The following is a 12,213-nucleotide window of genomic DNA, read 5'->3' as shown; positions in this document are numbered from 1 at the left end:
AATTTTAGGTAAATATAATTTAATGAGAGTCGAATTTTTGAACTACCCATTCAATGAAGGTTCAAAAAATCCATGTTTTGAACTACCTCTTCTAATAAAGGTTCAAAACATGGACTTTCAGAACCAAGAAGATGGAACGCTACTTGAGAAAGGCGGAAGCGCAAATGTACGTTATTGGTACATGCGAACCGTACTTTCCAAGTTCGTTTCATATTCGATGTCGAATACGCTACATTAGCATACACATCGTTATCAAAGTCCATGTTTTGAACTACCTCTACTGGATACTTGGAAGTTCAATTGTGAATTTGGTACCCACCCCAACAGTACTGCTTACCGATATCGTTCCTTTATGTAATTCAACGAGATGCTTCACGATTGATAATCCAAGACCTGTACCACCAGAAATACGTGAGCGAGCTTTATCTACACGATAGAACCGTTCGAAAATACGTGGAAGGTCTTTCTCAGGAATACCAATTCCCGTATCAGAAATTGATATCAGAATATTTTCTGCTTCCGTTTCGGATATATCGATCGTAATTGTACCACCTTCAGGCGAGTAATTAATAGCATTGCTTAATAAATTCACTAAAATCTGGCGAAGGCGATCTTCGTCTGCTTCCATATAAAATTCTTCCGGTGAAGTCATGTCAATATGGATGTTTTTACGCATTGCACTCACTTCAAGAATAGCAATCGTATTTAGCATAAATTCATTAATATCAACTGGCGTTAGCATTAATGGCGCACGTCTAGACTCAATTTTAGATAATTCTAAAATATCACCGATTAGTCGATTCAATCGTTCACTCTCATCATAAATAATTTGTAAGAAAGATCGCGTCGTTTCTTCATCTTTCACAACTCCACCAAGCAATGTTTCAGCAAATCCTTTCACTGCAGCGATTGGTGTTTTCAATTCATGCGATACATTAGCAACAAATTCGCTACGCATACGTTCAAGACGTCTTATCGCCGATACATCCTGCAGGACGAGTAATATACCACCGAAATCCGAACTATTTCCTTGATAGATCGGTACAAGATTAAGCTCTAATAATCGTTCCTCTGGATAGTAGAACGTAATTTCTTCATGAATAAATCCCTTCGTATCAAAACCTTCCACAATTAATTGTGAAAGCTCATATTGCTGCTTAATGTCACTATACGGTTTTCCGATTAATTTACGAGCAGAGACACCGAGAATATTTTCAGCTCGTTCATTCATAATTAGAATGGAACCATTGGCATCCATCATAACTACACCATTGATCATATTAGAGAGGACACTTTGAAGATGATTCTCATTTTGACGAATTCTAGCCATCTGAATTTGCAGACTATCCGCCATAGCATTAATCGCATTACCTAGTTCTCCGATTTCATCCTGCTTAATTCCTTCCACACGTGCACGGTAATCCATATTTTTAATACGCTTCGCAACTTGTGTAATTTTCTCTAATGGCTTTGTTAAGCTAAGCGCTATTCGATAACTTGTTAACGCCGCAATAACGAATAAAATTATTAGACCAACGATAAGGACCATCGTTAAGCTACTAATCGACTGCTCAACTTCATCAAGACTCATCGCAAGTCGAATAACATACTTATTATCATTCGTGTTACTTGTTACCGGGATCGCTACATAAAGCATGTTTTTGTTAAGGGTTTCACTTGGACGTATACTTTTGCCTATGCCCGTTTCCAATGCCCCGATAATTTCTTCGCGATTTCGATGATTGTCCATTTCAGACGCGCGAAAACTTGAATCTCCTAGTACTGTACCTTCTGCTGTAATAAATGTAACGCGTGAATCCATAAGTTCTTGAAGCATCACAGCTTGATCGGTGTAATAGTCTATTACGTCGTCATCATTACCCGCTACCCAATCCATCTGTGCTGCAATAAGTCGCATCTCTCGTTCTAATGTTTCTTCTAATACTTGAATATGATTTTCTTTAAATGTTTTCAACATTAATAATCCAGAAGCAACTACGGATAGTGCGACCATTGAAATGATAATAATAGTTAGTCTTGCGCGAAAACTTAACATAGTTCCCTCTCCTTGAGTAAATAGTACTACCATCGTACCTTTGTCTAGTTACTTTGGCTATATATACAATTATTAATTTTTTGTAAACGTATTTGTGGTTACTTGTTTTCCAATATGTAGTTGTTTCTGGTAATAAAGGTTATAATAACATACAATGCAAGTTCAAAAAGCAAGCTTTCGATAGTCAAGCTGATGGGGTGAAATGATGAATAATAGTCATTATGTCAAGGCGATTTTTCAGATGCAGTATGTCTCTCGCTGGCAAGAGTTTTCTCCAAGATACAAAGATAATGCTGCTAGTCATAGCTTTCGCTGTGGAGCAATTGCTGTATTAATTAGTATTATAGAATGCCGCTTATATCATAAGCCAATTTTGCCCTCAGAATTAATTGGCAAAGCATTGCTGCATGATCTGAACGAAACGGTAACAGGCTCAATTAAATATGTCACCAAAAAAGAACAGACGCTTTCACCTCATATACAAAAATTAGAATATGAAGTAAATAAAGAACTCGTTGCCTATCTATCTAAGTCACTTCAGCCGAGTTTCACTGAGTATATCGTGCACGCCGAAGATGATAGTTATACAGGTAAGCTCGTGAAAGCGATCGATTCTTTCGATGCGATGCTGTTCTGCAAGCGCGAAAGCAACTTACAGCATCAAAGCTATTTCACCGAAAAATTTGAACAATTACGGAATTCATTAATGAATAGCGAATTCGAATCGATTCGTTGGTTACTACTAGCGTTAGAGCAAGATCAAGGTATTGCTCAATTTCTCGATTATATTCTCAATCTAGATCTTATTGATCGTTGGGGAGGAAGCTTTAATCTTATCCCAGACAATGATGCTACACATTCTTTCCGAGTCGCCGCCCTATGTTTATTCAACGCTCATCTCGAAAAGGAAAAATACAATCAAGAACAAATCAATATGTATGCAATACTCGGGAAATCTATTATGCATGATGTTGTTGAAGGAGTTAGCGGAGATGTTGCCTCACCGATCAAACGATCATCAATCGAAATAAAGCAAGCTTTTATCAATTATGAACAGCAAGTTGCCCGAGATATGGTTAGTAATTTACCAGCGTTCATGCAAGAAGATATGATGGACTTTCTCGTACATGCCAAAGACGACAGCTATGAGGGGATGCTAGTAGATATCGCTGATAAACTTGACGCACTTATTAAAAGCAATCTTGAAATGCGTAATAATCCCCATTATGTCAGCAAGTACGAGCAACAATTAACGCATATTCAGCATCATTATGAAAATCCATCCGTTATTTTCTTTCTTGCCTATATATTGCATGATATTACGTACGATCATTTTATGCGCTAATATGAGTAGGCAGATGATTACTCATTCGACTTTCTTAAGTTATTCGCATAAGCAGCTATATCGCGATACAGTGCTTTCCAGTTAGAATTTGCAGTTGAAGGAGATGTAGCTTCCGCTACACTCTCCTCTTTTTGCTGTTCCTTTGCTGCTGTTGATTCTGATACCGTTAACAGCTCATCGCTAGAAATTTGTTGTTCTTTATGAGGCATTATTTCAGATATTCCCACATTATTATTATTCATTCCGATCACTCCTTAAGCCAAGAGTCTCGCAGCGTAAACAATTCCTTCAAATCATCTGTGTTTAACTCTGTTATCCATTGATCTGATTGACGTACGATTTGATCATTCAATTGTTGTTTTCCATCAATCATCTCATCTATTCTCTCTTCTAATGTACCAATGGTTATAAATTTGTGTACTTGAACCTGTCTTGTCTGTCCAATCCGGAATGCACGATCTGTCGCTTGATTTTCCACGGCAGGATTCCACCAACGATCGAAATGAATAACATGATTAGCGGCAGTTAGGTTCAAGCCAGTACCACCAGCCTTTAAGGATAATACGAAAGCTACATGAGGAATCGCTTCATCCTGAAATGCTTCAATCATTTCATCGCGCTTTTGCTTAGGTACTGCACCATGCAAATAAGGAACTTTGATCTCATAGCGCTGCTCCAAAATACGTTGAATTTGTGAGCCCATTTCAATATATTGCGTGAAAATAAGACAGCGTTCACCGAGCTCCGCAATTTCATCAACAAGCTCGACTAGTCGTTCAAGCTTACTTGAACGTGTAATTTCCCACTGTTTCTTCGTCTCTTGATGCAGTAATAACGCAGGATGATCACAAAGCTGCTTTAGCTTCGTTAATGATCCTAGAATTAAGCCTCGACGCTGCATCGGTGTTTCTGTTTGCAGCTTTTCAAGCAATTCACTCACAATACCTTCATAAAGCGATACTTGCTCTGTCGTAAGTGGCATAAAACTTTTCGCTTCTTGTTTTTCTGGCAGCGATAGCGAGATTGTAGGGTCCTTCTTCACCCGACGAAGCATAAATGGCTTCACCCAGCGTTGCAAGCCTGCAATACGTTTCTCATCCTTCTCACGCTCAATTGGGGCGATCATCGATTTACGGAATTGATATAAGCTACCCAAGTAACCAGGATTAATAAAATCATAGATTGACCATAGTTCAGTTAATCTATTCTCCATCGGTGTACCAGTTAACGCAATACGTTGTAGCGCTTGAAGCTTACGAATAGCTCCCGCTTGTTTCGTATAAGCATTTTTAATATTTTGCGCCTCATCTAAGCAAAGTGAATCCCACTCATACGATTGAAGATCCTCTGCATCAATTTGTGCCAAGGCATAAGATGTAATCACAAGATCAGCATCTTTGATCGATAGTTCAAATTGAGCATCTCGAGGTCGCTTTGTACCATAATGAAGCACAACCTTTAAACTTGGTACAAAGCGTTTTAACTCTCTTTCCCAGTTTCCGATTACCGAAGTTGGACATATGAGTAGTGATGGTGCTTCATTTTTACGCAATTGATGAGTTTTCACGTAGGATAAGTATGCCATATATTGAATCGTTTTCCCGAGACCCATATCATCGGCCAGCACTGCTCCTAGTCCGAATTGACGCAAGAAAATAAGCCATGATGCACCTTGCTGCTGATACGGTCGTAATTCTCCGAGAAATGTTGAAGGGCATTCGATTAATGGAATATCTTGAATATTTTGTAATTGCACTAACCATTTTGTCAAATGATCATTCAATTCTATCTCTGTGTCCAAATCATAATCAAGCTCTTCATCGATCCAATCGGCATGTTCACCTCGTAAGTGCATTTGCAGAACATCGCTAAATGTAAGACCTTTTTTGCGATGAACGTTTTTCAACCATTTTTTAACTTGAGCTACATCTTCTGCACTCAAATATACCCATTGATCCCCGAGCTGAACTAATTTACGATTGCTAGCCGCAATACTCAAAAATTCATCTTCACTTATTTCTTTGTCGCCAATTGCAAATTTCCAATCAAACTGCACAATTTGCTCTAATCCGAACATCGGTTCAGCAGCTGACCCTAGCGAGGACTTTACTTTCCCCTTTACCTTCAGCTTACGGCTTTTCACACTTTCCCACCAAGCAGGCAATATAACTTTGCAGCCTGAAGATAATAACGTTACACTTTCATACTCTAGAAAATTCCATGCCTCATCCTCTGTTAACGGATGCTGCAACACATCATATTCATCACTTAATAGTGTATTTTCGATTACTCCTTGGTAACGTAAGCGTTCCCGCTGTAGCTTCTCATGTATTGAATCATGCCATGGCTCATCAATTGGAAAAACAATGCCATCACCATTAATCATGCACCATTGCCCGATCACATCATCAAAGTTTAATCGATACCATTGCTCATCTTTTACATTGTAAATCGATGTACGCAAAAACCATGTTTTTGAACGATCTGATGGCTCATGAAGCGCGATTGCAAGTTTATAAGGTAATATATCTTCTTTAAAACCAATCGTCGTTAACCATTCTTCTTCATCTGCAACTTTATTCATAAGTAATGAATAGCCGGTATTTTCCAACAACGCATTCCAACTACGACTTACCGTCGGTTCATTCTCGATAATATCATTCACGATATAGCTGAACCAATGCCCGATTCCATCAAAACCATATTGCCCAGCTTGTTCCCACCAAGTATCCCACTGCTCGATCGAGTCCGCATTTTGGATCGGTCTCCATGCTGTTGCGTTAGCATTCCAATTTGCAGGTTCCGGCTCAAATTGTCCATTTTCTAAGCATTTCAAATAGAACTGTGCTAATTGCTGCAGTAAGAGTAGACGTTCTGAATATTGTATTTTAAGTAACGACAATGGTGCAGGCGCTGCCAAAAACTCTAATGCCTGCTTCGGCGTTAATATTAGAATGCTCCTGCCATTTAATTTACTTTCTTCGATCTCTGTACCATACCATGAAGGGGTATGCCAACCAAATATATAGCTGCGTAATTGACCGAAGGTTGTTTCTTTCCAGCCATCGACACGTAAAACAATCTCATAGTTCTCTTCTCGCTTACCCCATATTCCATCTAAAGCCAAAGGCTGTATGCCGAAACTCATTTTCATTACAATAACTTTCCTTTCAGAAGCTCTTCCTGAAATGCTCGTAATCGATTATAACGACTTTGCATCAGATCGAAGTAGCTTTTCCATACATGAGGCTTCTCAAGCTGCTCGTATAAGCTATGGAGCTTCTTAATATGCTTAGCAGCTGTTCTATAGCCCTGTCGATTACGACTATGAATGGATATTTCTATCGCTTGATGATACATCGGTAATAATGCTGACGGCGCATGCTTTTCAATAACTTGTAATTCATTGGCCTTAAAATCCTCTGGTTTGCGCCCCATATAGATTTGTAAATCTGCCCAATCCTTATAACGCTGCTCATTTATATAATGCTCAGAAAGCGCAGCATATGAATGCGGAAGAAATTCCAGCATATATTTCATCCATTTCGAGTTACCTGATTGCAGTTGACTGCCTTTACGACATAATTGTAAAAACGGACCTATCGAACGAACTTGCTGCGTTTGCACAAAATGATCATTCAAAAAATCCATCCATAACTCGACTTGTTCCCACTGACCATTACTCATTCTAGCTTCGACAATCGGATACATAATCCGTTGCACACGGTCAAATTGACATTTTTCCAAATATTCAATTGCACGTTCATCATTCTTTTTACCGAGATTAAGTACCGCAATAGAACCATATAAAAATGAAGTAACAAATTCATGTGTTTCTACTCGAGCAAGATTTTCCAGCTTTTGAAAAAGTTCATCATTTTGTTCATCGTCTGAAGCAAGAAAACTAATTAGTCTGTAGTACGCGTAATCCCATTCAAACATCGGTTTTTCCAACGTCGTTGCCTTTTCAAATGTAAAGCTCATCATTGACTTAATCCATTGTCGTTCATAAGGCTGTAATGCATCACCTTGGACTAAGCCAAGTAGCTCATACAATTGATTACTCCATGGTTCTGCCAGTCGTTTGAATGTCATTTCATGATAATATCGACTGAAGCTATCTACCGCTTGCAACGCTCTTTCGCCTAGTGATAGCACGAATAATATGGAAGCGCACCAATGTAATCGTTGAATATTAGGCTGACTTGATTTAGCCATACCTTTGATCGATGTTAAAGTATTTGAAAGGGGATGAAAAGAATGTTTACATTTCTTCCAATCATCACCAAATAGTTGCATCATTTTTTGAATAACTTCTTCCGGGTCGATCTGTGAGCTAATCTGTCCCTCATTATTCTGCTCCAATGGAGAGTTAGTTGTAACAGATGGGATCGAAGATGCACGTACTAGACCCAATAATTGGAAATACGCCTGCTCCGCAAGAACTTTTCCGTTTTCCAACGTTTTATAATATTGAAATAGTAATGCCGCCATATGCTCACAATACACAGTCTGTTGACATGTACAGCTACTATAACGAATATGATCAGAATCGATAACTACAGCGTGAAGTTCTGTGTCTTTCACAATGCCATTAATCATAGTAGATCCATATACATTGACTTTTTGTACGAATTGGTCCTGATAAAGCTTCCAGCCCCGCTTCAATACATTGGAATATGTTCCTTCACTACTAAGTTGTTCAAATGCTGTAAGCAATCGATTATACATTTGCATGCTTCTTACTTCACCTGCTTTCTACTTCAATCTGTCCATTCTATCTATTATATCAAAAAAACCGTTCAAACTATAATCATTTCCTTATTCTTTTCTATTCCACTTATAAATCGATCGTCCAATCTAACTATTTTATCCATATACACAATATAAAAAGCTATACATTAGCATCGTTCAGCTCATGTATAGCTATAAAATAAGTACATACTAAACAGGGATTTCAACCAAAAATTCAATATAATGTTCATCAACTGCGGAAACTTCTATCTCACCCTTATATTGCTTAATCAGATTAGATACAATCGATAATCCAAGACCTTGATGCTCGCCACCTTTGGAGGTAAACCCCGTTGCGAATAACGGACTTTTGATGGTCTCATTGGCGTCACCACAATAATTTGTCACTTTCAAATATAACATACCATCCTGCTCACGACCATATAAAATTACTTTACGATACTCTTCATGATGCTTAAGCACTTCATCAAATGCATTATCGATTAGATTCCCTAGAATTCGATTAATATCTAGCGTTTTTCCTGCCATAGCGTGCAAATTGACACCTTTCACATCACGTACAAAATCGATTTTGTACCCTTCTGCCTGTGATATTTTCGATCTGACGAGGGCAGCAACCGTTGGATTACCTATATTAATAAAATCATTAACATAATGTATTTCCCCGGCAATAGCCTCTGTAAATTTTTCTAGCTCATCATACATTTTCATTTTTGTTAATGAATGAATCGTCTGAACTTGATTAATGAAATCATGCCGTTGAGATCGTATCGATTGGAATAAAGCATTAATTTCTTCTATATATGTATCTTGAGCAACCTGTACAGCCTGGTCACGTAATCTGCGGAAATATCTCATCACTGTAATAACAATAGGAAGCATAATAGCAGTAACCATAATCGTTATTAATGCTACACGGACAATGCTTGCACGAAGTTGATCTTGAATAAGACTGTAATCTGAGACGATAACAAGCACATATCCCCTCATTTGATCACCGTCTTCATCCACAATTGCTATTTTTTCATTAGTTGCTTCAACAGGGATGAACATCTTATAGGTATGACTATTACCTAACTTCTCTTCTCGAATTACATTTTCCGAGTCTAAATATGCTTTTTTCACATCTTGTTCATCATAACTGGATTCATATTGATAGCTTCCATACAGCACCGGTCGCTGTACTACATGCTCGCGAATCGAGCCATCTTTATTTACGGTTACACTATCATTAGGGAATGTGTCAGGGTTAACAATATTAATTTCTAAGATGGAATTATTGGCTGCTTTCAAATTTTCAAACAAACGATCTAATCCTGTTTCCTGATTATATTTTGCAAGTACTTCATAATCAACGTAAGGATCAATCATATAGTTCGTCGTACCATCATAGAAATATCCCCATTTATATATTTTTTCATAGTCTGTGGAAGCAACCTCATAAGGACCTGACCAGAAGGATGGCAGTGTCATTCCTACCCACTCATGACTAATTCCCTTCATCTCATATAGCTCTTGAAAAATCCTAAACCATGGCTCCCATTCACGCGTACTCTTCATCAATTGCGTTGGATCAGAGGAGCGATATAATACTATATCTTTATTATCTTGCTTTTGAAGTAAAGTAATATGCTCAATATCCAGTTCCTTCGCCAGCTCCGTAAGCCGTCCGTTGGATACTTGTTCAACATCACTATTCAAAGCATATTTCGCAGCAATCGATGCACTTCTTAACTCTCTTCCAATCTGATCCTCGAACATTTGCGATCCCATTCGTGTCTGTTCAACTGAACTTTCAATCTGCTTACCTAGAACTTGCAACTCCTTATCTAGCTGATCCACGAGCATGTTTCTAGTAATAAAAAAATACACACAATTATTAATAATAACGAGTAACACTATCGTGCTAATTGCCATATACCAAACGTTCCGTTGCATAACTACTCTCCTAAATTCCATATATAAAACTAGAATAACATTCCAAATGCCATTTCATTTTAACACAGAAATATGTCAACAGGCGTTTTTACAAAAAAATTCATTAAAAACATTATTTCCACATTAATATTCATAGGGCTATTGACTGTTTCCAGCGGTGAACATTTCAGATGTCAACTTACATTAACAACACAAAAAATAGACAGTAAGTTGTTATCATTTTCATAATAACATCATACTGCCTATCCATCTGCTCCTTCACATTGCATATCATTTGAGCCATATAGAGTATGTGATTGCTTCATGACTATATCTGAAGTTCTCCCATCTTAATTAACTCAACAACTGCTTGCGAACGACCTTTTACGTTCAACTTCTGCATGACATTGGAGATGTGATTCCTCACGGTTTTTTCACTAATGAAAAGCTGCTGAGCGATATCTCTAGTTGTTTTATCTTGAACAAGTAATTCGAATACTTCTCGCTCGCGATTCGTTAGTAAAAATTTGCTTTTGTGGTCGTTTTGCTTCAATGTGTTTCACCCCTCCTTGCCAGGGTTTTGTGTAATACCAAGGTCAAGGGATACAGTCAACATATCATATGTAAGTACCTAGAGGTTGGTGACCTATGTTAGAAAAATAGGCACTGTATTCATTCTCATGATACTGTTCACCGTTTATTGCTTAAAAACCCATTTCTTACTACCGACAAATTGGATCATAAGAACAACTACCGTAACCGCTAATTTGCTTATAAGGGCATGCCATTGTGCAAACTCGATAACAGCATAGATAAGCATACTCGACACCAACAGCATACATCCATTCCAAATGATAAACCTGATCATTCGCTTAACGGCAATGATGTCACAATGACGATCATTGCTTCGAAATGTAATGGTATTATTCCAAATATAGCTATTCAGCATCCCAATACTATAAGCGACAATATTAGCAATAAGGTAATGAACCGATAACTGAATAAGTAGCCAAAACATAATAAAATCGACGACTGTGTTGCTAACGCCAACGATTGCGAATATGATGAACTGCTTCATTGATTTTCGACGATTTGACTTAGCAGACATATCCGGCGCTCTTACTATTGCTTGTTCTTGATCATTCATCTTGCTCACGTTTTTCCATATAATGATTTACAGTCGTTAGAGTTGTATTCTCTTGGGATACCACTTCTCGCACGATATACAATGGACGATTTTTGGACTCATCATATATACGTCCGATATATTCTCCGATGACACCTAGCAAAATAAGAATAATCCCATTGAATAGTAAATTTAGCGCGATAATACTCGCCCAGCCCGCTTCTGTTGAATCAGTAAAAATACGTTGGTAAACAACAACAAGCAAATAAATAAAACTGAAAAACGATATTGCGAATCCGACATAAGTAGCAATACGTAAAGGCTTGTACGAGAACGACGTAATCGCATCCAATGCAAAGCTAATCATTCGTTTCAATGGATATTTGGTAACACCAGCAAAGCGCTCTTCTCGAATAAATTCAACGCTTGTCTGCTTGAATCCCACCCAACTAATTAAGCCGCGTACAAATCGATTTTTCTCCTTCAAGCCTTTTAGCACATCACAAACCTTCCGATCGATTAAGCGGAAATCTCCTGTATCCGTTGGCACTTCTACATTAGTCATCATTCTTAATAAGCGATAAAACAACTTCGCCGTCGTTTTTTTGAACCAAGTTTCACCTTTACGCTTAATCCGCTTGCCATAGACAACCTCATAGCCTTGCTTCCACTTCTCGATCATCATTAGCATCACTTCAGGAGGATCTTGAAGGTCAGCATCGATAATAATAATCGCCTGACCATTCGCATAATCCATCCCAGCAGTAATCGCAATTTGATGCCCAAAATTGCGCGAGAAATCGATCAGTATAACTTCGTCATGTATAGTTGCTAGTTCAGATATGATCGCAGCAGAAGCGTCTTTACTCCCATCATTAACGAAGATTAGTTCATAACTTTCTTTCGTTTGCTTCATTACTTCCGTAAGTCGTTCAAATGTCGTAGTAATAACTTCTTCTTCGTTGTACATCGGTACAATGACACTGTACATAACTGATCGAGTAGACATGCTTA

The 12,213-nt window shown here is 38.1% G+C and carries 9 protein-coding genes; 1 reads left to right on the top strand and 8 read right to left on the bottom strand.

Translation table 11 applies throughout. The features are described 5' to 3' along the window. Positions 1 to 277: 277 nt before the first annotated feature. A complete protein-coding gene (gene pnpS / locus AC1TO5_RS12585) occupies positions 278 to 2,056 on the bottom strand; it encodes a two-component system histidine kinase PnpS (RefSeq protein WP_482063171.1) in 1,779 nt (592 codons plus the stop codon). A gap of 202 nt (positions 2,057 to 2,258) precedes the next feature. Between pnpS and AC1TO5_RS12580 the strand changes: the two genes are divergently transcribed. Further along, positions 2,259 to 3,401: a YfbR-like 5'-deoxynucleotidase gene (locus AC1TO5_RS12580; RefSeq protein ID WP_482063170.1), complete on the top strand. Its 1,143-nt coding sequence runs from the start codon at positions 2,259 to 2,261 to the stop codon at positions 3,399 to 3,401. Positions 3,402 to 3,418: 17 nt separating this feature from the next. Here the strand turns inward: AC1TO5_RS12580 and AC1TO5_RS12575 are convergent, their stop codons facing one another. From AC1TO5_RS12575 to AC1TO5_RS12545, 7 genes are all read right to left on the bottom strand, one after another. Further along, positions 3,419 to 3,643: a hypothetical protein gene (locus tag AC1TO5_RS12575; RefSeq protein ID WP_482063169.1), complete on the bottom strand. Its 225-nt coding sequence runs from the start codon at positions 3,641 to 3,643 to the stop codon at positions 3,419 to 3,421. 5 nt (positions 3,644 to 3,648) lie between these two features. Continuing rightward, on the bottom strand, positions 3,649 to 6,555 hold the full coding sequence (locus AC1TO5_RS12570; RefSeq protein ID WP_482063168.1) for a DEAD/DEAH box helicase: 2,907 nt from the start codon (positions 6,553 to 6,555) through the stop codon (positions 3,649 to 3,651). Further along, positions 6,555 to 8,138 carry an SWIM zinc finger family protein gene (locus tag AC1TO5_RS12565; RefSeq protein WP_482063167.1) on the bottom strand — a complete coding sequence of 528 codons (1,584 nt, stop codon included), beginning with the start codon at positions 8,136 to 8,138 and terminating at the stop codon, positions 6,555 to 6,557. The genes AC1TO5_RS12570 and AC1TO5_RS12565 overlap by 1 nt, the downstream gene beginning before the upstream one ends. A 207-nt stretch (positions 8,139 to 8,345) precedes the next feature. Continuing rightward, complete coding sequence (locus AC1TO5_RS12560) at positions 8,346 to 10,094, bottom strand: sensor histidine kinase (RefSeq protein WP_482063166.1); 1,749 nt, start codon at positions 10,092 to 10,094, stop codon at positions 8,346 to 8,348. 307 nt (positions 10,095 to 10,401) lie between these two features. Further along, positions 10,402 to 10,626, bottom strand: a complete 225-nt coding sequence (locus AC1TO5_RS12555; RefSeq protein WP_258201984.1) for a helix-turn-helix domain-containing protein — start codon at positions 10,624 to 10,626, stop codon at positions 10,402 to 10,404. 144 nt (positions 10,627 to 10,770) lie between these two features. Further along, positions 10,771 to 11,181: a GtrA family protein gene (locus tag AC1TO5_RS12550; RefSeq protein WP_482063165.1), complete on the bottom strand. Its 411-nt coding sequence runs from the start codon at positions 11,179 to 11,181 to the stop codon at positions 10,771 to 10,773. 31 nt (positions 11,182 to 11,212) lie between these two features. Next, the gene (locus tag AC1TO5_RS12545; protein WP_482063164.1) at positions 11,213 to 12,208 is read right to left on the bottom strand and encodes a glycosyltransferase family 2 protein; all 996 of its coding nucleotides are present in this window, start codon (positions 12,206 to 12,208) and stop codon (positions 11,213 to 11,215) included. Between the last annotated feature and the right edge of the window lie 5 nt (positions 12,209 to 12,213).

The sequence above is a fragment of the Paenibacillus sp. Y930 genome, assembly GCF_056786375.1.
The sequence above is the reverse complement of the archived record's forward strand: the minus strand, read 5'-3'. Positions and strand labels throughout refer to the sequence as shown.

Bases quoted from the DNA above. Each gene is read 5' to 3' on its own strand.
- pnpS (WP_482063171.1), bottom strand. From the start codon at position 2,056: ATGTTAAGTTTTCGCGCAAGACTAACTATTATTATCATTTCAATGGTC.
- AC1TO5_RS12580 (WP_482063170.1), top strand. From the start codon at position 2,259: ATGATGAATAATAGTCATTATGTCAAGGCGATTTTTCAGATGCAGTAT.
- AC1TO5_RS12575 (WP_482063169.1), bottom strand. From the start codon at position 3,643: ATGAATAATAATAATGTGGGAATATCTGAAATAATGCCTCATAAAGAA.
- AC1TO5_RS12570 (WP_482063168.1), bottom strand. From the start codon at position 6,555: ATGAAAATGAGTTTCGGCATACAGCCTTTGGCTTTAGATGGAATATGG.
- AC1TO5_RS12565 (WP_482063167.1), bottom strand. From the start codon at position 8,138: ATGCAAATGTATAATCGATTGCTTACAGCATTTGAACAACTTAGTAGT.
- AC1TO5_RS12560 (WP_482063166.1), bottom strand. From the start codon at position 10,094: ATGCAACGGAACGTTTGGTATATGGCAATTAGCACGATAGTGTTACTC.
- AC1TO5_RS12550 (WP_482063165.1), bottom strand. From the start codon at position 11,181: ATGTCTGCTAAGTCAAATCGTCGAAAATCAATGAAGCAGTTCATCATA.
- AC1TO5_RS12545 (WP_482063164.1), bottom strand. From the start codon at position 12,208: ATGTCTACTCGATCAGTTATGTACAGTGTCATTGTACCGATGTACAAC.